Genomic DNA, 21,811 nt, shown 5'->3' on the forward strand with positions numbered 1-21,811 from the left:
ATCTGCCATCCCATCTATTTTGTAAACAGATGGCATTATTGATACAACTGCAGGTGGCAAATGATCATGCAAAGTTAAGCGATAAAAATCAAGAAGTCACCGCAATCAAAATACAAAGTTATACGTTCTTAATCATTTAATTGCTGATGAAGCATCCCGTCAATATTGATTAAAGGCCCCATACCTGTACAACATTTGCTCAGCTATTCCCCCAAATGAATGGTTTTGCGAGATCAAACACATAAAAAATTCATGATTTAGCAACAAATGCGAAACACATCAATTTTATGTTTACCCTTCTTATGATATTTATTTGATACCCAACGTGTGAGAAGAGGTGCTCTATGGATAGCTACGCATTCGATGACATTCTTGCAACAGATACACCACGCCGAAGTGCTCGCAGTAAGCCTGTAAAACGTAAATGGCGTGAAATTGAAGCCCTTAAGGACAGACAACGGCTTCGAAAAGAACTTGCAGATATTGATATGTTTAGGGCGAGCCCTAGCGATGATATTGAATTTTAAAGAGTGATACCCCTAGGTTAATCACAGTCAATTAGGGGCTTCATCTCATAATAGAGTTACAATAAAAAAGAGTCGGCTTAAACCGACTCTTTTATTTGCTCGCTGCGAATTCAGATCAAGCCTGTAATCGTTCAGCCAAATGCCGAAAACGCTCTGAGATACGTTGACCGAATAGCGGATCGCATTCGCATTCATCGTAATCACGCGATACCGCAAGCCAGTCATCTTGAGTAAAGTGCTGGCGAATAAGCGGAAAAATCTCTTTTTCCTCAAACTCTAGGTGCGATCGCTGTCGCACGACGAAGGTATTTAGCTTATCTGCAAATAGATCCAGAGGGATCACCGCGTCCATCAAGATCATATCAACAGTATCTGCAAAGTCATGGGTCAGTTTGGCAAGCTCTTCATGCTCATCCTCAAGGCTCTGCATCTTTCCGTTATCATCAGCATATTTTGATTGATAATAACGGTAAAGAATATCTTCTTTAGGGTGGTGACAGCACTCCGCATGCTTTTGTAAATACTCAACAATATCTTTAATCAAGCTGTAGTTCACTGACTGACCATTACGTATTGCAGTTAATTTAAACTGCAATACCTTCAACAGCCGGCCGATATAACCATGCTCGGTATGAATGTCATCTAACATCATTGTGTTTACCTCCCAGTAACTTTCTCCATTAGTGAAAGTTTATGCGGGGATGAATAAAATCACTTTGATCTTGATTATTAAATGTACAGATAAATTACATTTCAATCACATTTGGTTTAATTAAATGCAATCTTTTAATACCCAATTTATTGGTGACTTCTGCATTTCTTCAAGTAATAGATTAGTCTGCGAGAAGTGCTTGCATCCAAAGAAGCCTCGATAAGCCGATAGTGGTGATGGATGAGCGGAGCGCAATATATGGTGCTTTTGTGCATCAATCTTCTTACCTTTCTTTTGGGCATGCGCTCCCCAAAGTAAGAAAATCACACCTTCACATTGTTGATCGATAAGCTCGATAAGTTTATCGGTAAATGTCTCCCAGCCAATTTTTGCATGTGAATGGGCCTTACCTTGCTCTACGGTTAGCACTGTATTCAATAACAGCACCCCTTGCTCTGCCCACGGTTGCAAGTAACCATGGGAAGGGATAGAGAAGCCGGGTATATCTTCCGCTAACTCTTTATACATATTGGCCAAAGAAGGAGGCGTTTTCACACCTGGCAGCACTGAAAAGCTTAAGCCGTGCGCTTGGTTGGGACCATGGTAAGGATCTTGCCCCAAAATCACGACTTTCACCGTTTCTAACGGTGTTGCCTCTAGTGCATTGAACACATCGGCCTGAGGAGGGTAGATTGATTTGCCGGCGGCACGTTCAGCAGTAACATACTGCTCAACATGCTGGAAGTAAGGTTGTTCACGCTCAGCGAGGATCACATCCTGCCAACTCATTTTTGGGCTCATGACTAGGTCCTAATCAACAATAGACCCCACATTCTATACCAAACGCCAGCGGCCGATAATCTACTTCTCATTACGCTTATCTAACGGTTCTTTCAAAATAGGGACAACGGGCGTCCGCCAATGCCCCCGCCCTTGGTTATACCGGTATGCCTGTGGTAAGCGAGAGATAGCGAGGTTTAAAATCATCATTTCAGTATTCATAGTGCTTCCTTGCAAAAAGTATCAATTTTCGTCCTTACCAATAGAACTATGAAAGAAGAATGCCAACATGAAATAAAATATATAACTCAGAACTATCAATCACTTAAGACAAAGGCAGTCGTTGGCTTGTCCCTAATTGCACTGAAATGGTGATTATTGCCCCACAGTAGCCCTTTACTTTACAGGGATAAATGAGCGCAATGTTTCTATTTCTTGTCGCCAAATATCCGGATTAATGGTTTCCAATACCAACGGTATATTGTCAAAGCGCTGATCTTGCATAAGAAAACGGAAACAGTCCCAACCGATTTCGCCTTCGCCTAAGCTATGGTGGCGATCAAGGTGACTACCAAGCCCCCCTTTCGAATCATTGAGGTGCATCCCTCGTAAATATTGCATACCGACAATTTGATCAAACTCAGCGAAGGTAGCCTCAGTTGCCATTTCTGTTCGTAAATCATAGCCAGCGGCAAAAGCATGGCAGGTATCAATACAAACCCCGACTCGAGACTTATCTTCTACCTGCGTAATAATTTCTGCCAAGTGTTCAAAACGCCACCCTAAATTACTACCTTGCCCAGCAGTATTTTCTATCACAGCAACAACATCAGGTACTTGTTGATGCGCTAAGTTAATTGACTCAGCAATCAAAGCAATGCACTCGGTTTCGCTAATCTTCTTTAAGTGACTACCCGGGTGGAAATTTAGCAAGGTTAAACCAAGCTGGTTACAACGCACCATTTCATCAACAAAAGCCGCTCGAGACTTCTCAAGTTTCTCTGTTTCTGGGGCACCAAGGTTTATTAAATAAGAATCATGGGGAAGAATCGAATCTGGATTAAACCCATACTGTTGGCAACGTGCTTTAAATGCAGCGATCACATCCGCTTCTAATGGTTTTGCAGCCCACTGCCGTTGGTTTTTGGTAAAGAATGCAAAAGCATTCGCACCTAGTTGATGTGCATTTTCTGGTGATTTGTATACACCACCAGCAGCGGATACGTGTGCTCCAATCAATTTCATTGTCTACTTACTCTCGATAAATGTTGACGTTGCTTACAAACGTAGTTCAATACAAAACAGTCTCTCTTTACACCGCATTTTACTGTATTGGAGCGCGCTTCCAACCCTTAAAATGTTGTAATTTTACTACATATGATCACTTAAACTTTTTTTTAATTAATAAAACCATCATGTAACACCAATATAAATGCGGCTTAATTGATATAGCTCAATAAAACAACCTTATACTTTTTAATGTTTTTTGTAGTAATTTGATCTAAATCAATATCATTTTACACATTTCGAGGTATATAATACGCAGCTCGACAATAAAATCGAAAAAATTAACTACATCCTCGGAAGGAGTAAGTCATGATCACAGGTATTCAAATCACTAAAGCGGCAAATGACGATCTACTAAACTCGATCTGGCTGCTAGATAGCGAAAAGAACGAAGCGCGTTGTGTTGTAGCAATCAATGGCTTCGATGCTGACCAAGTAATCCCAGCTGCAGACCTAGGCGAATATGAGTCTCGTGAAGTTGCTATCGAAGCTCCAGCAAAAATTGAAGGTGGTCAACACCTGAACGTTAACGTATTGAAGCGTGAAACACTTTTAGATGCAGTTGAGCACCCAGAGAACTACCCACAGCTAACTATTCGTGTCTCGGGTTACGCTGTACGCTTTAACTCACTAACAACAGAACAGCAGAAAGACGTAATCGCACGTACTTTCACTAACAGCCTGTAATTACAGTTCGCTGTCAGTAGAAAAACGGTATCTTAGCGATGCCGTTTTTTATACCCGCATTTTATACCCGCAATAAATCCTCTCTCGCTTAACACTCGCTTGTATCTAAGTTTTGAACTAAATCTCTTCTTTTTGTTATATACATTACTAATTTGTGATCGAATATTAGGCATTAATGCTAAATAAAGCGTACATTGCCAGCATTGCCTACCATCAATAATTTGTATGTACGGGCAATAAACGCTACGGAGTTACATATATAACAACAATTTGGAGCCCATACATGAAGTTAATTTTCAAGCTTATCGCTGGTATTTTGTTCGGTATTCTGCTCGGATTTTATGCCCCTGACATTATTATCCGCGCTTTGCTAACCATCAAACTCCTCGGTGGCCAGCTCATTGGTTTCACTATTCCGCTTATTATTCTGTTCTATATTACTAGTGGGATTGCCAGTCTTCCGAAAAACTCTGGTTCACTGCTGAGCAAAACTGTCGCCCTTTCTTATGGCTCCACCATTATTGCTGGTAGCCTCGCCTTTATTGTTGCCAGTACTGTTATTGCAGGGATCCCTGAAACTGTAACCTCTGGCGCTGAAAGTGCTAATAAGCTAACAAGTTTCATCACTCTTGAAATCCCACCTATGTTTGGTGTGATGACAGCGCTGGCAACGGCCTTCCTGTTTGGACTGGGTATAAGCATTACTGACAGTAAGCCATTAAAAGCGATTGCTGAAGATGGGCGTGGGATCATTGATTTATTACTCGCAAAAGTCATCATCCCTTTCCTGCCATTCTATATTTCTGGGGTATTTGCTGAAATGGCGGCCGACGGCACCGTTTTTGCGACCTTAAAAACCTTTGGTGTCGTGTTAGCGCTGGCGATCTTAATGCATTGGGCATGGCTGACAATCCAGTACACCATTACAGGTCTGGCTTTAGGCCACTCTCCATTCAAGCTTCTTAAAACCATGCTTCCTGCTTACTTTACGGCAATTGGTACCATGTCATCGGCTGCCACAATCCCTGTGACGCTGCGCCAAACCAAAGAAAATGGTGTCAACGATTCCATTGCAAATTTCACCATTCCATTGTGTGCCACAATCCACCTTTCTGGCTCGACCATTACATTGGTGATCTGTTCAACCGCCGTGATGGCACTAAGCCAGCACATTGCGATTCCATCACTTATCGAAATGCTGCCATTTATCATGATGCTTGGCGTTACGATGATCGCGGCTCCTGGCGCACCTGGTGGTGCGGTTATGGCGGCTCTAGGGCTAATGTCGACAATGCTCGGGTTTGGTGAAGCAGAGCTAGCACTGATGATTGCGCTGTACATGGCACAAGACAGTTTTGGCACAGCTTGTAACATTACTGGGGACGGCGCGATTTCACTTTGGGTTAATAAGTTTGCCAAGCAGTCCCCTCAACCGGAGCAAGCTCAGCAAACACAAAACTAATAGTTAAATTAAACCAATCACTTATTAATGTCCTCTGTCAATAGCAGGTATACCGCCTGCTATTGATATGCTGCCTAGCACACAAAAAACACCCATTCATACCTATTTACATCCATCACCTTAATGCATGTCAAAGAAATAACCATTATGGGGATATTTACTGCATGCAATTTCATTTTTGCAGCTAGTACGACATAAAAAGCCCGCTTTTTTGGCATCCTCCTTCTAGAAGTGATAAAACTCCGTTCGCTTAATTATGACTAATTAATTTTCTGGATTTTTCAAACTCCTCAATAGGAACGTTGGCGATGAAACTAATTCTAAAACTCATTGCAGGTATTGTAGCTGGTATTCTTGTCGGCCTATTTGCGCCTGATGTACTCGTGCAAATCCTCATCACAATGAAAGCACTGATCAGCCAGCTGATTGGTTTTACCATCCCTTTATTAATTCTATTCTTTGTTACCAGTGGCATTGCCAATCTTCCTAAGAACTCCGGTAAATTACTGGGTAAAACCGTCGGCTTAAGCTATATGTCGACAATGTGTGCTGGTGCAATGGCCTACCTTGTTGCCAGCCAAGTACTGCCTTCGGTACTGACTAGCCCAGGTGAAGTCAGTAATGCGGTTCGTACGCTTGCCCCACTCATTGATTTAAAAATCCCACCAGTCATGGGAGTGATGACCGCATTAGCTATCGCCTTTATCTTTGGCTTGGGGATCAGCGCAACCAACAGTGAACAACTAAGAAAAGCGAGCGATGAAGGCCGTAATATCATCGAGCTTTTCCTATCGAAAGTGATGGTTCCATCTTTACCGTTCTATATTTCTGGCGTGTTTGCCGATATGACGATTCAAGGTACTGTTTTCTCAACCTTGAAAACCTTCACCTTTGTACTGATGCTGATTATTGCCCTTCACTGGCTATGGCTAAGCTTCCAGTTTATTACCACAGGTGCACTACTGGGCCGATCACCACTTAAGCTACTGAAAACAATGATACCTGCTTACGTAACAGCAATTGGTACTATGTCTTCTGCCGCAAGCCTGCCAGTTACTCTACGCCAAACCCAAGAAAATGGGGTGAAGAAGCCAATCGCTAACTTTGTGATCCCACTGTGTGCCAACATTCACATGTCAGGCTCCGCGATTAGCATCACATCGGTGTGCGTAGCCGTTATTCTTGTGACAGGCAATGCAACCGTGCCAAGCTTCCTTGAAGCACTACCATTTATTGGCATGTTGGGTATTACAATGGTTGCCGCACCGGGTGCGCCGGGCGGAGCTGTAATGGCAGCTGTTGGTCTACTGGGCTCAATGATGGGCTTTACCGAAGCAATGATTGGTTTGCAAATCGCCCTGCACCTAGCTCAAGATGGCTTTGGTACAGCATGTAATATTACCGGCGACGGTGCGCTTGCAATGTGGGTGGATAAGTTTGCAGAAGAGCCAGAAGACATGCTGTCTGATACCCTATCGACAGATACGGAAACAAGCTCGCAAACCGTATAGTGACAATATATAAACGACATAAATAGCAAAAGGGAGCCCATCGGCTCCCTTTTCTTATATACGGCAATATGGCGCCTAATTACTGGACTTGACGTAACACGGCTTTCATTTGTTCAAAATCGTTTTCACGGTCTAGAGACAGCAATGCCATCGCATTATGCTTCGCCAGAGGTGCTGGAAGTTCAATGTCTTTTTCAAGAATGTCATCAACCACTTCTTTGAACTTTGCAGGGTGAGCTGTACATAAGAATAAGCCCGTTTCCCCTTCAGCAAGCTGCTCAGTTAGCACACGGTAAGCGATTGCACCATGTGGCTCACACAAGTAACCTGCTTGGTCCATTGCTTTCAATGTTTCAGCGGTTTGCTCATCATTTACCGCACCGTAACCTAGCTCGTCTAGCCCCCAACCTTTGAGTCGGCATAGCTCTTCAATACGAGGCCAGTTGTTCGGTTGACTTACATCCATCGCATTAGATATGGTTGCGACAGTAGGCTCTGGCGCCCAAGTTCCCGTTTTCAAGTAACGAGGAACCGTATCATTCTCATTGGTTGCCGCAATGAATCGCTTCACAGGCAAACCAATTGCTTTCGCAAGCAAGCCAGCCGTTAGGTTGCCAAAGTTACCGCTCGGTACTGAGATAACAAGTTCGTTGCGTTGTGCTTTTGGTAATTGGGCAACAGCTTCAAAGTAATAACAAATTTGCGCCATTAAACGGCTGATATTAATTGAGTTAGCAGAGTTTAGGCCAATTTCTTGACGTAACTCGGCATCATCAAATGCTTGCTTGACCAAAGCCTGACAATCATCAAATGTCCCTTCAATCGCGACGGTAGTAATATTGCCACCTAGCGTACAGAACATCTTTTCCTGCAATGGACTGATTTTTCCTTTCGGATACAAGATAACAACCTTGATGTTATCCATACCATAGAACGCATGTGCAACAGCGGCACCTGTATCGCCCGACGTAGCAGTCAGTATCGTAATTCGTCCATCGGTGTCCGTTACCGCAGCCAATGATTGCGCCATGAAACGCCCACCAAAATCTTTAAACGCCAGCGTTGGACCATGGAACAATTCCAGTGCATAAACATCATCAGTTACTTTCGCAACCGGTGCTGGGAATTGGAAAGCATTGCCGACCATCTGCTCCACGGTTTCCGCAGATAATTCTTCACCAATAAAAGCCGATAAGATCTTACTGCTACGACTGTTGAAGTCCATATCGAGCAATGCATCCACATTATCGAAATAAGGCAGTTCGGTTGGGAAAAATAAGCCTTGGTTACTGCCAAGCCCTTGGCGTACAGCCTGCCCAAATGATACTTGTTCTTGATGGTTTTTTAAGTTGTATAGCTTCATGGTTACAGCTCACTTCCTGTTACTTTCGAGCCCTGCCCGTCTAAACGACAAACATGGACAAATCCTTCATCATTCTGAACATAATGATCTTGCAGCCAACGTGCAATACGTTTTGCCACTTCAAGGTCATTACAAACGCTAAACATCGTTGGGCCTGATCCAGATATTCCACTAGCCAGAGCACCGGCGCCCAGCGCGTATTGCCGCGCATCTGAGAAACCAGGCAACAAACGTTCACGATAAGGTTCAGCGACAACATCTTTGATCATTTGTGCTGCTAGTTCAGGTTGTTGAGAATGGCAGGCATGAATAAAGCCTCCAAGGTAACGACCATGTGCAATTACATCTTGGCGGCGGTATTGCGATGGTAGAATTGCACGCGCTTCTGCCGTCGGTACTTTTATACCAGGGTAAGCCATTACCCAGTACCATTCGTCAAAACAAGGCACCGATTGGCTAATAATACCCAGCTCTTCGACCATGAACTGCAACCCACCTAGATAACAAGGAGCAACATTATCATAGTGAAGGCTACCGGATATTTCTGCTTCCATCTCTCCCATGAGAGCTAATAGCTCGGTCTCATTAAGTGGTTGGTCATGAAAGCGATTTAACGCATCCAGCGCAGCAACAATCGAACAAGCACTTGAGCCCAACCCCGAGCCAATTGGCATGTTTTTTTCAAGCGTCATGACAACAGGTTTTAAGGCTTGGCCTTGCTTATCTAGCTCCCGGCCAAAAACTTGCCAGCAGCGGTAAACAATATTTTCTTCCGCTTGTTGCGGCAATTTATCAACAAAGCGTCCAACACATTCTAAAGCAAATGGCAAGTCACCAGCTGCAACCTTTACCCGATCCCCCAACAGCGTACCGTCAACGGGGGATACCGCAGCACCAAGTACATCAAACCCCACACTGACATTACCGATAGAAGCTGGTGCGTAAACAACAACACTCATGTTATACCCCCAATTTCCAGCCAAGTGTACGCATCAGATCCGCAAACACACCTGCGGCCGTCACTTCGGTACCCGCGCCGTAACCGCGCAGTACCAGAGGAATTGGCTGGTAATAGCGACTGTAGAATGCCAGTGCATTTTCACCGTCTTTGATCTTAAACATCGGATCATCTGGATTCACGGCAGCAATCTTAACGAAGCAACGCCCCTCATCGATTTCACCGACATAACGCAGTACTTTATTCTCTTTCGCTGCCTCAGCAGACAGCTGTTTGAAATACGCATCAGCTTCTGGCAAACGCGCCATAAAATCAGCGACTGAACCATTATCATCAAAACCTGGCGGCAGGGCTTGCTCAACCACAACGTCTTCTAATTCAAGCGCCAAGCCCGATTCACGAGCAAGAATAAGCAGCTTGCGCGCGACATCCATACCAGAAAGATCATCTCGCGGATCAGGTTCAGTGAACCCATTATCACGCGCGACAGTTGTCGCGGCACTAAAGCTCATGCCTTCATCTAGCTTGCCAAAGATATAAGAAAGCGAACCCGATAGAATGCCAGAAAAACGTTCTAGCTCATCACCTGCTGCCATTAGGTTTTGTAAGTTTTCGATGACCGGTAAACCTGCACCTACAGTGGTGTCATACATGAATTTACGACGAGTTGAGCGTGCCGCTTGGCGTAATTGTTGGTAATAAGCCATGCTTGCGGTGTTTGCTTTTTTGTTCGGGGTGATCACATGGAAACCAGCAGCCAAATAATCCGCATACTGCTCGGCAATACCTTCGTCTGAGGTACAATCAATAATGACAGGGTTAATAATATGGTTGCGTTGTACCAACTGGATCATTCGCGCTAAGCTCAATGGCTCGTCTACCTGCCCCATTAAATCGCGCCAGTTATCAAGCTCTAAACCATTACTATCAAGTCGCAAGCCTTTACTGTTGGCTAAACCACAGACACGGATTTCAATGCCATTTTCAGACAACTTGGTTTGTTGACGGCGGATCTGCTCAACTAACTCACCACCAACGCCCCCGACCCCAATCACGAAGACATCGAGGAAATGCTTACTGTTAAATAAGTTTTCGTGACAAGCTTTCACCGCTTCTGACACTTTCACATCGGGGATAACCGCAGAGATAGCTCGCTCTGATGAGCCCTGGGCAATGGCAACAATGTTAACGTCGACTTCAGCCAATGAGGTAAAGAAACGCGAAGCTACACCACGAGAAGTGCGCATACCGTCACCAACCAAGGTAACAATTGCCACTTTATCCATAAATTCAACAGGCTCAAGGAAGCCTTCTTTCAATTCAAGTTCAAAGTTATCTTGTAGCGCCTGTTGCGCACATTCTTTATCGATACTCTCAATGCAGAAACTAATGCTATATTCGGATGAAGATTGCGTGATCAAGACAATTGATACACCGGCAGCCGACATGGCACCAAAGACCCTCGCCGCCATACCCACCATGCCCTTCATACCAGGGCCTGAAATATTCACCATCGTCAGATCTTTTAGGGTTGTGATCCCTTTAATGTCTAACTTATCTTCACCCGTATCAAGGCCAATTAATGTGCCCGCTCCCTGAGGAGTAAAGCTGTTTTTAATCAAACAAGGAATGTGAAATTGGGCAATGGGTGCAATGGTTTTCGGATGTAAAACAGAAGCGCCGAAATAAGAAAGCTCCATCGCTTCTTGGTAACTGAGTGATTTCAATAAGCGGGCGTCTGGCACCAAACGAGGATCACAGCTGTAGACGCCATCGACATCAGTCCAAATTTCACAACACTCTGCACGTAAACACGCGGCTAATACTGCTGCGGAATAATCTGAGCCATTGCGGCCAAGCGTAACTAGCTCACCTTTTTCATTGCCCGCGGTAAAGCCTGGCATAATATTAACGTGTCCGGCTGGAAGTGGATCGCGCTTAAAGTTTTGCGTCGAGACTTCAATATCCACGTGCGCTTCTAAGTAATCGCCTTCGGCATAAAGGTAAGCAACAGGGTCAATCAAGCTCGCTGGTTGGCCTTTTGCTTCTAATAGCGCTTTCATTGTGGCAATAGAAAGGCGCTCACCCTTGCTGATAATTTTTGCATATACATTATCTGGACAAAGGCCTAGTAATTTAATCCCATGTACATATTGGTTCAGTTGGCCTAAAGAGCTAGCAAGCTTGCTATCCAATGCCGCTTTATCAAATGCAGGTTCGACTTCCTTTAGCCCAGAGAACAGCGCCTTGAATACCGACTCAAGATCAGCCAACTGTAATTCAGATTCACCATGTTGAACCGTACTGTCAATGACCGACACTAGTTTGTTTGTCACTTTGCCCGGCGCTGATAGCACCACAGACACTTCACCCTGCTGCGCATTATTCGCAATAATGTCTGCTGCTCTTGAAAAACGGTCGGCATCTGCCAACGATGATCCGCCAAACTTTAATACTCGCATTCCCTACTCCCAACTTCCTTAACCAGATCTCTGCACGTGCAGAGCAAAACAATTCCATAGTTAAAAAAAAAGCCCACACCTTGGAGGGTGCGGGCTTTTTTTTAAATTCCTCTACGCATCAGCCCGCCCCAACACACATGGTGCCGGTAATAATGGTGGTGGTAATAATTGAGCTGATTACGTTAAACATAGCTATCCTAAAAAACGGCCAATAGTTTGTATTCATTTACGTTTACCGGAATAACTTCAGTGAGTCAACTATAAATCGCTTTTCCGCTGGCGACATCAATAGCAAACCGAGCAATAAAACAACACCAAACTATGTTTAAGACGCATAAAAAGACGCAATTGATTGCAGTTCTCTCGCTCTCAATGCATAGTATTGCTGTGTTTGTTTTTTATACAATTTGCCTATTGGGCAAATCAGTGCCAAAAATACACATATGTATAGTACCGACTCTTAAGCGAGTGTAAGCATAACTGATTCGGAGGGATCCCGAATGACTGCAGCAATGGAACAATTAGTCGCACATACGATTTTACAAGGCTTTGATGCCATGTATGGTCGTTTTTTGGATGTTACCGCCGGTGCTCAAGAGCGCTTCGAGGCAAAAAACTGGTCGGCCGTTCATCAAGCATTAAAAACCCGCATAAAGTTCTATGACCACCACGTAGGCCTGGTGACCAGCCAGATTCAGATCATGCTGGGTAAGCGTTATGCCAATCACACCTTTCTAATGGGGGTGAAGCGCGCCTATGAAGATCTCCTGCTCGATTACCCTCGCTATGAAATTGCAGAAAGCTTTTTTAATTCCGTTTATTGTCGAATATTTGAACATCGAAATATTAACCGGGATAAACTGTTCGTCCATAGTTCACAAGAAAATCGTATTCCTCCCTACCCAACCTCTTTGACTCGCCTATATAACACGGGGGCAGGATTACATTCGTTACTAGACCGAATTCTTGACGACACGCCATTTACCCAAGAGTGGCAAGATAAAGCACGTGACGTACAAGTGATCAGCCAACGTTTACACCGCGAACTCGGGGTTGCGATTACGAGCCAACCCGTCATTGAGATGATCAGAGAGCCCTTTTTCCGTAATAAAGCGGCTTACCTAATTGGTCGACTCCGGATAGATGATCACAATAGTATTCCGTTGGTGCTGCCTGTTTTGAATACTGACAAAAATACCCTATACGTCGATGCCTGCATTTGTGATGTGAGTGATGTCAGCATTTTATTTGGTTTTGCCCGCTCTTATTTCATGGTTTATGCCCCCGCACCAGGTGCTTTAGTGCACTTTTTACATGAACTCATTCCTAACAAAACCAAAGCCGAGCTATACACCGCAATTGGGTGTCAGAAACATGGTAAAACAGAGCTTTACCGTGAGTTCCTCCACCATTTAGAACATTCCAACGATAAGTTTGTTGCTGCTCCAGGTATTAAAGGGATGGTGATGTCGGTATTTACATTGCCCTCATACGATTTCGTATTCAAAATCATTAAAGATAAGTTCGCCCCGCAAAAAGATATAAGCCACGCGACAGTTAAAGAAAAATATAAATTAGTCAAAGAGCATGATCGGGTTGGCCGCATGGCCGATACGCAGGAATACCGTAATTTTACCTTTGAACGTCACCGCTTCAGTGACGAGTTATTGGAAGAGTTACTTGAGGTTGCCCCGTCGATTATTACCGTGACGGATGAGCAAATCATCATTAAGCATTTATACACAGAGCGCCGGATGATCCCGTTCAATATTTATATTGAACAAGCTAACGAAGCTGAATTACGCCATGCTGTTGATGAATATGGTAAATCAATCAAACAACTGGCAGCTGCCAATATTTTCCCCGGAGATATGCTCTTTAAAAACTTTGGCGTTACCCGGCATAAACGTGTGGTGTTTTATGATTATGATGAAATTAGCTACATGACTGAAATGAATTTTCGGCAGATCCCCCCACCTCGCTACCCTGAGGATGAGATGGCTGCTGAACCTTGGTATAGCGTTGGGGTCAATGACGTTTTCCCTGAAGAATTTAGAACATTTTTACTGATAAACCCCACGGTCAGAACGTTGTTTAACGAACTCCACAGCGATCTTTTTGATCCGGCCTATTGGCAACAGTTACAGGTCAATATTGTCAATGGAGTCTACGAAGATGTGTACCCATATAGTAATAAACTCCGACTGTAGCGATAAAAAAGAGATGCATCCCAGTGCATAAATTTAACAGTGTTATTTTTATGCAACTTGTCCTACTCTTATTTGGTGAAATAAAAATAAAGGCGTTTAAAAACGTTTACAACATAATAAAAAACACAGGGAAGGTGACGCATGCAAAAAATGCTGATCACAGTTGCCCTGCTGGTAGTGGCATTACCAACAACAGCAGCAGAAAAAGGATTATTCAATATCCTTGATGATAGTGATGCATCAGGGTGGTTCATGTCTTCTCAATCAAAGGGGGCAGAACAGTTTGATCTTTGGCAAATCGATAGTGGTTACACTTATTCACTCAGTAACAATACCGAGCTCTACCTCAGTACTCGCCTGAAATCGGGTAATGATCAACACTCACCCAGCCGTGGACTGTTATCTGGGGTTAAGTACAACCTCTCACGTAAATTAAGCTTAAATAGTGCAGTCACATCAGAAACCCATGAAAAAGAAACAGTTATGGGGGTGGAGCTATCCAGCCAATATGAAGTAACTGAGCGGCTCAACCTTCATGCAACCATGGATTACGAAGCGCTTGAGCAAATCTACCAACTTGGTATTGGGTTTAAGTTCTAGGTACTTTTCTTTTTAAGTAAAAAGTACATGATTGGCCGATTTCAAATCGGCCAGCATCGCATTTATAGCGTCGATAGATCGAGAGAATGCTTACTAAAGATCACACCATTAAGATCAGCGTAAACCATATCCCCTGGATAAATCAGAGTATGGGCAACAATTAGCGTCACATTTGTCTCACCCGTCTGCCGCTTCACCGTTTTAATTGGACATACTCCCAGAGCTTTAACCCCAATATCAATCGTTGCTAACGTGGCAATATCTCTCGCTGCCCCATTGATAACGATACCTTCCCAACCATTTTTATGAGCAAGCAACGCAAGCTGATCACCCAGTAAGGCTTTTGTGCATGACCCGTGGCCATCAATAAACAGCACTTTGCCTTTTCCCGGTAGACTAACAATATCTCGCACGAGGCTGTTGTCTTCAAAGCAGCGCAGTGTCACCAGCTCACCATAAAAGACACTTCGACCACCATAATCATGCATCACCAAAGGTAACCAATGAATATCCTGTTCATACTGATCACATAAATCGGGTAAGAGATCGTTCATGCTTTTCTCCTTGTATCGCTAGAATGAAATCGCTGTAAAGCCCATCATTAAGTGTAGAAAAAGCCTCGCCAATCACCCAACCTTTGTATTTCATAACCTTGCAGTAAAACAGGAACTAAGAACAAACTATCACCCTCGACCCAGTAAATAGCATTTTGCCCCCATTGAGCGGCATAATTTTTAGCAACGTCTAACGGTAAGCCGATCATGACACCTTGTTCTTGCCATTGCCCATTGGGATCGCTACAAATTATGGGTAACAACTGCTGAGTAACGGCCCTAAGCTCAGAAATTAGTCGTTGATGTCGAAGATTATTCTGAGAATCGCTAATAACAATGCTTCTCGGGTTAAATGCTGTTAGAATTGCAAAGCAAGGGTAAACAGGGTGTTGCTTGAGATTGAAAACAATCGATTGATAGTTACACCATTGCGAGACTTGTTCACACATAATCAGTTATACCTTGAGCACGACGCATTTTTTTGTAGCTAATGTTAAACAATGTCGAGAATCGTAATTACAGTTCATGCCGTTTGATATAAATCAAGAAAGTGTCCGAAAGCAGCATCGAAACAAAATCCTATTATTGTTAGCGAGCTGTTAAGTGAATACAATCGTCGCCATCTCAGGGAAATTGTAGCCAATGCCCCTCTATTTTGGGCTTTTCCAGCAACAAAGAATCATCTTTGATAATGCTGGATAAATGGATGGCGTACCAGACAGGCAGCTTCGTTGTGAAATGAAGCATATTTTTCGTAATACTTTGCCTGTATGTGAATTTATTTTATAGAATTTAACTATTCTGTTTTTGACCAGATTCCGTTTTGAGAAATTAGGTACTGCCAATGCAAACCCCTCACATTCTTATTGTAGAAGACGAGCACGTAACACGTAACACACTAAAGAGCATCTTTGAAGCAGAGGGTTATACTGTCTTTGAAGCTAATGATGGCGCAGAAATGCACCAGATGCTTTCAGAACACCCTGTTCACCTTGTGATCATGGATATCAACCTTCCAGGTAAAAATGGTCTATTACTTGCCCGTGAACTACGAGAGCAAGGCGATATGGCGTTGATGTTCCTAACAGGTCGTGACAACGAAGTTGATAAAATCCTTGGTCTTGAAATCGGCGCTGATGACTACATCACTAAGCCATTCAACCCACGAGAGTTAACCATCCGTGCTCGTAACCTGCTAACCCGTGCGATGAACCAGGGCTTACCAACAGAAGACAAACGTCTTGTTGAGCGTTATGAATTTAACGGTTGGTCACTTGAGATCAACAGCCGCTCACTGGTTAGCCCAAGCGGCGATCAGTTTAAGCTACCACGCTCTGAGTTCCGTGCATTGCTTCACTTCTGTGAAAATCCAGGCAAAATCCAGACGCGTGCTGAATTGCTGAAGAAAATGACAGGCCGTGAGCTTAAGCCACATGACCGCACTGTTGACGTAACGATCCGTCGTATCCGCAAGCACTTCGAGTCTGTTGCTGATACGCCAGAAATCATCGCGACAATTCACGGCGAAGGCTACCGCTTTTGTGGTGATTTAGACGAAGAGTAATACCTCTTCAGTTACCAGTACAAAATGTACTGAGTAATAAATGCAAAAAGGCTCTATTGAAGAGCCTTTTTTGTTTTTTATGACCCGTCCTAAAACAGTTAACCTAAAACACCTGGTTAATCAGCACACCCTTCTCGATAAGTGTATGCTCATGGCCATCAAAACTTATCGTTACCGCAATATCGGCTTTGCTGCCTGGTAACCACTCAGGCCCACCTTGTAATGCTGCTTCCAAACTCATGTCACCCTCAGCACGAATATCTAGCTCATCCCTTGCTAACCATTGCTGCTCATCTTGAGCCACCATTACCTGTACCACTTCAATGCCCTTCGGTAAGGCTTTCATCTCTTGAGTCAGCAACTTAATAGATGCATATAGCTTGTTGGCTGGACTGGTGCCATCATCACCAATCACAGGCATGGTGTTTAACCATAATTCACTGCCCAAGTGTAATTTCACCCCTGACAATTCCAGCACCGCTGGCGACTGCCAGATATCAACATCGGCAGGTAACTGCACTGGCTGAGGATCGACCTCAGGGCTATTCGCTGGCATTTCAACACTTGGAGTTTCAGCTGCTGGCTTTGCTTCAGGCTGAGGTTCTGATTCACCGCAAGCCGTCAAAAGAACCAACGCTGTAGACATCAATACTAACGTCCTTGCTTTCATCATTTACTCTCCTGCTGGGCGAGCCACTCTTTAAGCACGATAAGATCATTGTGATAGCCCTCTTTAATTTCATCAACCCAATCATTAATATTTTCCCACCATGCGGGTAATTCGGGAGATTGGGCTTTTTGAGCGACCTGCTGAATGTGTTTCAAACCAATAGAGCCTGCAGCGCCTTTAATTTTATGTGCTTCAAACTTGATACCATCTTGGTCTTTCGCGGTCATATTCGAGTCTAAGATTTCAATATATTCCGGCATTTTTTCTTCAAACATCGAGATACTGTCATACACAGGTTTCGTCCCAACGATCTCTACATATGAGCTTAGCATCTCCAAGTCTAGCAACTGATTAACCATCTCATCACTCGGCCCGACAGGCTCATTTTGCTGCTCAACTACATCGACCTCGTCTTCGTCATCTAGCGGGCAGGTCAACACTAAACGCTGAATAACATCTGTAATGGCTTTTACACTCAGAGGTTTACTGATTGCATCGTCCATCCCTTTTTCCAGATATTCATTCTTGTCTTTAATCACATTCGCCGTCAGTGCAACCAAGGCAGGCAGATAGTCGTACTGTTCACGTAATGTTGTCGCAATATCAAACCCAGACATGTCAGGCAGCTGAATATCTAATAAGACCAAATCGTAAGCTTCAGGATCAAACATCGCCAGCGCTTCATCACCTCGCATAGCAACGGTCACCTCATGCCCCAAGGTTTCAAGGAGTGCCTTCGCAACGGTGATATTGAGTTCAATATCTTCCACCATGAAGATATTTAACCCCAACTGTTCGGCATGTGGCATCACTTCTTCTTCCTCGACCATATCAACTAATGGCGCGGTTAAAGTGACCGTAAACGTACTCCCTTCCCCCACTTCAGAAGCGACAGTGATATCCCCTCCCATCATTTGCACCAACTGGCGAGATACGGCTAGGCCAATGCCTGTGCCTACCGCATGGAGGTTATCGTTTTCATCTTTAACCTGATAATACATCGCAAATATTTTATCAAGCTCAGATTCAGGCATGCCAATACCACTGTCTTCAACCTCAAAGGTGATATGTGCCTGTTGATCGACAGTTTCGCTACTCACTGACATCACAACGCCCCCCTCTTGGGTAAACTTGGTTGCGTTGCTAATCAGGTTCCAAAGCACTTGACGTAAACGGGTCGCATCAACATTAATGTTATGGGGTAAGTCTGTCAGTCTTTCGAGATCAAAGCGTAGCCCTTTTTGATCAGCCATGAGGCTAGAAATATTATTCATCTCACTAACAAAATCGTCAAAGTCTAACGGCTTTGGCATTAACTCTAAGCGACGGCGATCAGACTTATCCATGTCGATAATGTCATTAAAGATATTGCCTAAAGTAATCGCGCTTACATGAATTGTGCGCATATAACCATGCTGCTCAGTATTTAACTTGGTTTCTAACAACATTCGGCTAAGGCCGACGATACCATTAAGCGGGGTACGTAATTCATGGCTGATAGTTGAAATAAAAGCCGTTTTATCTCGACTCGCTTTTTCCTGAGCTTCTTCATATTGCTTACGTTCTGTAATGTCACGTCCAAAGCCCATCAACCCCAAACGACGCCCTTCTCGGTTATAGAATGGGACTTTTCGTAGTTCAAATAATGCTTTACTGCCATCGGGGTAATCTAACCATTGCTCATAGGTCAATGAGACATTCTGAAGGAAAACATGCTGATCGGTTTCAACAATTTTCTTTGCAACATCTTCGCTATACACATCCCACGGGGTTAAACCAACCAACTGCTTTTCAGTGCGATTCGTTAGCTCTTCCATGGCACGGTTACACCCAGAAAACTCACCCTTTTCATTACGGTAGTAGATCAAGTCAGGGGAAGCATCCAAAAATGATTTGAGCAACACACTCTGCTCGGCCAATTCCAACTGTGCATTTTCTCGTTGGTAAACCTCGTTTTCGAGATCAGACATCGCCTCTTGCCGCGCTTCTTCCGCTTTCTCTCGCTCTTCAATTTCAAGGTTAAGTTGGCTAATGTTGTCCTGTAGCTGCTTATTGAGCTGCATGTCTCGAGAGCGCATTTCTTCGAGCTTGGTGACGAGTTTTGAAAGCCGCTGGCGTGATTCTTCAAGCTGATCAACAACCACAGAAAGAAAGTACACGGCCCAGGGGGTGATCAATAAACCAAAGAACACTGAACGTACGATATCTATATCCAGAACTTCACCTTGAAGCACCAGTGTGACCCCAATTTGCACAACCACTGCGAGTGCAACTAAGGCGAGAGCTAAGAGTAAGCTAAATCTGACCAGGCCAAGCTTGACCATGAGATCGACATAAAATTGTGCAAGTACTTTGATTTGTTTCATTCTTTTTCCCGTAAATTCCATCAGGAGAGCACTTCCATCATAAAGGGCTATGTTAGATAACCCAAGGATATGTTCCACAATTGTGCAGCACTAAAACACTAGCCCAACACTGACCCTAAAAAATAACAAAGCCCGCATCATGCAGGCTTTGATAAATCAGCGTTAAAAGTCATCACTGTCTGACATTGACATTGTTCCGTTTCGCCCCATCGCTTTGGCTTTATATAAAGAGACGTCAGCCATTTCAACAAGCTCACCATAATCTTGGTTTGGCATAGGGGTAACTGTCGCAACGCCTAAACTCACGGTTAACTTTGTATCAACCTTTGAGTACCTGTGGCTTAACCCTTTTTCGGCAAGGCGTTGATGTACCTTCCGTGCAACGGCTTCACCACCAGACAAATCGGTGTTTGGTAATAAGAAGGCAAACTCTTCGCCCCCATACCGGGCGACCGCATCCGTTTCACGACGCACAACGCTACGCAGTACATCTGCAACTTCTCGCAGCGCAATATCACCTTGTTGATGGCCATAATTGTCATTAAAGGCTTTAAAATAATCGATATCACACAAGATCAACGTTAACGGATTTTGATCACGAATATGGCCATGCCACATCTTCCGTAACTGCTCATCAAAACTTCGACGGTTAGCAACTTTCGTTAAACTATCAATAAAGCTCAGCTCCTGCAGCTCCATAATTGCATCTGCAAGCTGTTGTTCCGCCATCTTTCGCTCGGTAACATCCCTCGCCATCACCAATACCCCCATCGTGCCATCTGTTGGATCTTGATAGGGTGACTTCAGCACTTCATACCAAACCAGTGTCCCATCTTCCAGCATGACGCAATCATCCATTTTGATGCTTTCACCCGTTTTAATCACCTGTAAATCCGTTTGCTGGGATATCTCCCATTGCTCTGGTAGCAAAACATCTTTCGCTAGCTTGCCGATTAAGCTTTCCTGTGTGTACCCTAACGACCGAGCAAAAGGTTCATTGCAACCGATGTACACACCATACTCATTATATAAACCAATAGGGTCTTGACTGGCGTTCAAGATCGTATCAAGCAATATATTGCGTTGCGCCAGTGCCAGCTCGGTCACTTCGCGTTTTTCAATTTCGTTTTTCAATACTTCCTGCATTTCATGCCAATCAGTAACATCATGGCTAATGCTCAAGGTGCCAATGGCCTCACCCTTATCACCAATAAGCAGATTGCGATTGGTTTCTAGCAAACGACTCGAACCATCAGGAGCCGTCGTCCAAGAATGATTCGCCCCGCTTATCATCGGTAGCTCAATATCATGCTCAACGACGCCTTCTTCAACACGTCCTCGCCAAAATCGGTCAAAAGCTTTATTGGTGCCGATCAACGCCCCGCTTTTATTCTGATAATAAACCAACTCTGATAATGAGTTGAGTACCTGCTGAAAGAGCCGTTGATCTTGTTGTAATTTTTCATGGGGATCTTGGTGCACTTTCTCTTTATAGATGAACAGCATCCAATACGACTGCCAATTACAGCGCACTGATTGACCAGAAAAAGAAAACTTCAGGGTTTTTCCGTTCGCCAATTTAAACTCTTCGACAATATCGTTAAAGCCATGAAGCTTGGCAAGAGGGCGAATAAAATCTCGTACCATCTGCACATTGAGTTCATCCGGGTATAGATACCTGTCATGTAGCTTACGTACACCCATTAATTCTCTGCAAGGTTTATTGCCATAAAGTAAATGGCCGTCTTTCTTCCTAACGACCGCTACAGCGATTGGCATATAAGTTAATGTGGCGTGCAGCTTACGAAATGAAACAAACTCGAGATGATGAAAGAATAAAGCCAGTAAACCACAGCTTACGACAGCAACAATAATAAGCAGAGAGGTGAATAATGCAGGGTGGCTATAAACCACGTCGTTTGAAGCCCATGCAGGAACTGTAAACCATGACAACACAATCAAGATTATTGATGTCATGGTTTTCATCCCCAACAATTCTGACGCCATCGTCCTAATAGAATGGGGCGTCAAACAGCGGCGTTGGAACAAAGAAAAGTTTAAACGTATTTCCTGCCTGAAAGTGCGCATAGTTATTGATTAGGGACATATTATCCCTCGTAATCTATCATACTTCACTGCGGGATCTTAAGCCTTCTCG

The 21,811-nt window shown here is 44.0% G+C and carries 19 protein-coding genes and 1 other annotated feature; of the genes, 7 read left to right on the top strand and 12 right to left on the bottom strand.

Annotation, left to right across the window (positions count from 1 at the left end; all coding sequences use genetic code 11):
* The first annotated feature begins 344 nt into the window (after positions 1-344).
* Positions 345-527 carry a DUF3545 family protein gene (locus tag L4D78_RS07660; RefSeq protein ID WP_428466357.1) on the top strand — a complete coding sequence of 61 codons (183 nt, stop codon included), beginning with the start codon at positions 345-347 and terminating at the stop codon, positions 525-527.
* 115 nt (positions 528-642) lie between these two features.
* Here the strand turns inward: L4D78_RS07660 and L4D78_RS07665 are convergent, their stop codons facing one another.
* The 4 genes from L4D78_RS07665 to nfo form a co-directional block, all read right to left on the bottom strand.
* A complete protein-coding gene (locus tag L4D78_RS07665) occupies positions 643-1,179 on the bottom strand; it encodes a hemerythrin domain-containing protein (RefSeq protein WP_428466358.1) in 537 nt (178 codons plus the stop codon).
* Positions 1,180-1,299: 120 nt separating this feature from the next.
* Positions 1,300-1,980 carry a uracil-DNA glycosylase gene (gene ung / locus L4D78_RS07670; protein WP_428466359.1) on the bottom strand — a complete coding sequence of 227 codons (681 nt, stop codon included), beginning with the start codon at positions 1,978-1,980 and terminating at the stop codon, positions 1,300-1,302.
* A 60-nt stretch (positions 1,981-2,040) separates the two neighbouring features.
* Complete coding sequence (locus tag L4D78_RS07675) at positions 2,041-2,181, bottom strand: hypothetical protein (RefSeq protein ID WP_428466360.1); 141 nt, start codon at positions 2,179-2,181, stop codon at positions 2,041-2,043.
* A 174-nt stretch (positions 2,182-2,355) separates the two neighbouring features.
* Positions 2,356-3,204: a deoxyribonuclease IV gene (nfo, locus tag L4D78_RS07680; protein ID WP_428466361.1), complete on the bottom strand. Its 849-nt coding sequence runs from the start codon at positions 3,202-3,204 to the stop codon at positions 2,356-2,358.
* A 351-nt stretch (positions 3,205-3,555) separates the two neighbouring features.
* On the opposite strand from nfo, the gene grcA reads away from it, so the two are divergent.
* From grcA to L4D78_RS07695, 3 genes are all read left to right on the top strand, one after another.
* A complete protein-coding gene (grcA, locus tag L4D78_RS07685) occupies positions 3,556-3,933 on the top strand; it encodes an autonomous glycyl radical cofactor GrcA (RefSeq protein WP_428456447.1) in 378 nt (125 codons plus the stop codon).
* A 283-nt stretch (positions 3,934-4,216) separates the two neighbouring features.
* Positions 4,217-5,395: a dicarboxylate/amino acid:cation symporter gene (locus L4D78_RS07690; RefSeq protein ID WP_428466362.1), complete on the top strand. Its 1,179-nt coding sequence runs from the start codon at positions 4,217-4,219 to the stop codon at positions 5,393-5,395.
* A 308-nt stretch (positions 5,396-5,703) separates the two neighbouring features.
* Positions 5,704-6,906, top strand: a complete 1,203-nt coding sequence (locus L4D78_RS07695; RefSeq protein WP_428466363.1) for a dicarboxylate/amino acid:cation symporter — start codon at positions 5,704-5,706, stop codon at positions 6,904-6,906.
* A gap of 79 nt (positions 6,907-6,985) precedes the next feature.
* Here the strand turns inward: L4D78_RS07695 and thrC are convergent, their stop codons facing one another.
* From thrC to thrA, 3 genes are read right to left on the bottom strand one after another with little or no spacing between them, the layout of a single operon-like run.
* The gene (gene thrC, locus L4D78_RS07700) at positions 6,986-8,269 is read right to left on the bottom strand and encodes a threonine synthase (RefSeq protein ID WP_428466364.1); all 1,284 of its coding nucleotides are present in this window, start codon (positions 8,267-8,269) and stop codon (positions 6,986-6,988) included.
* 2 nt (positions 8,270-8,271) lie between these two features.
* Positions 8,272-9,228, bottom strand: a complete 957-nt coding sequence (gene thrB / locus L4D78_RS07705; RefSeq protein WP_428466365.1) for a homoserine kinase — start codon at positions 9,226-9,228, stop codon at positions 8,272-8,274.
* A 1-nt stretch (position 9,229) separates the two neighbouring features.
* A complete protein-coding gene (thrA, locus tag L4D78_RS07710; RefSeq protein ID WP_428466366.1) occupies positions 9,230-11,689 on the bottom strand; it encodes a bifunctional aspartate kinase/homoserine dehydrogenase I in 2,460 nt (819 codons plus the stop codon).
* A gap of 62 nt (positions 11,690-11,751) precedes the next feature.
* Positions 11,752-11,869 (bottom strand) — a sequence feature (Thr leader region).
* A gap of 320 nt (positions 11,870-12,189) precedes the next feature.
* On the opposite strand from thrA, the gene aceK reads away from it, so the two are divergent.
* Entirely contained in the window at positions 12,190-13,899 is a 1,710-nt protein-coding gene (aceK, locus tag L4D78_RS07715; RefSeq protein ID WP_428466367.1) for a bifunctional isocitrate dehydrogenase kinase/phosphatase, read from the top strand.
* Between the two features lie 141 nt (positions 13,900-14,040).
* Positions 14,041-14,499: a hypothetical protein gene (locus L4D78_RS07720; RefSeq protein ID WP_428466368.1), complete on the top strand. Its 459-nt coding sequence runs from the start codon at positions 14,041-14,043 to the stop codon at positions 14,497-14,499.
* 62 nt (positions 14,500-14,561) lie between these two features.
* On the opposite strand, the gene L4D78_RS07725 is transcribed toward L4D78_RS07720, so the two are convergent.
* Entirely contained in the window at positions 14,562-15,053 is a 492-nt protein-coding gene (locus L4D78_RS07725; protein ID WP_428466369.1) for a putative 4-hydroxy-4-methyl-2-oxoglutarate aldolase, read from the bottom strand.
* A gap of 47 nt (positions 15,054-15,100) precedes the next feature.
* On the bottom strand, positions 15,101-15,502 hold the full coding sequence (locus tag L4D78_RS07730; RefSeq protein ID WP_428466370.1) for a DUF3293 domain-containing protein: 402 nt from the start codon (positions 15,500-15,502) through the stop codon (positions 15,101-15,103).
* Between the two features lie 395 nt (positions 15,503-15,897).
* Here L4D78_RS07730 and arcA point away from each other — a divergent pair, with 395 nt between their 5' ends.
* The gene (gene arcA, locus L4D78_RS07735; protein WP_036816827.1) at positions 15,898-16,617 is read left to right on the top strand and encodes a two-component system response regulator ArcA; all 720 of its coding nucleotides are present in this window, start codon (positions 15,898-15,900) and stop codon (positions 16,615-16,617) included.
* Positions 16,618-16,720: 103 nt separating this feature from the next.
* Here the strand turns inward: arcA and L4D78_RS07740 are convergent, their stop codons facing one another.
* The 3 genes from L4D78_RS07740 to L4D78_RS07750 all read right to left on the bottom strand — a co-directional run bounded on the left by L4D78_RS07740 (position 16,721) and on the right by L4D78_RS07750 (position 21,630).
* Complete coding sequence (locus L4D78_RS07740) at positions 16,721-17,290, bottom strand: hypothetical protein (RefSeq protein WP_428466371.1); 570 nt, start codon at positions 17,288-17,290, stop codon at positions 16,721-16,723.
* The gene (gene arcB, locus L4D78_RS07745) at positions 17,287-19,653 is read right to left on the bottom strand and encodes an aerobic respiration two-component sensor histidine kinase ArcB (protein WP_428466372.1); all 2,367 of its coding nucleotides are present in this window, start codon (positions 19,651-19,653) and stop codon (positions 17,287-17,289) included. The genes L4D78_RS07740 and arcB overlap by 4 nt, the downstream gene beginning before the upstream one ends.
* Positions 19,654-19,815: 162 nt before the next feature.
* On the bottom strand, positions 19,816-21,630 hold the full coding sequence (locus L4D78_RS07750; protein WP_428466373.1) for a sensor domain-containing diguanylate cyclase: 1,815 nt from the start codon (positions 21,628-21,630) through the stop codon (positions 19,816-19,818).
* Between the last annotated feature and the right edge of the window lie 181 nt (positions 21,631-21,811).

Source organism: Photobacterium minamisatsumaniensis (genome assembly GCF_050336695.1).
GTDB lineage: Bacteria > Pseudomonadota > Gammaproteobacteria > Enterobacterales > Vibrionaceae > Photobacterium > Photobacterium minamisatsumaniensis.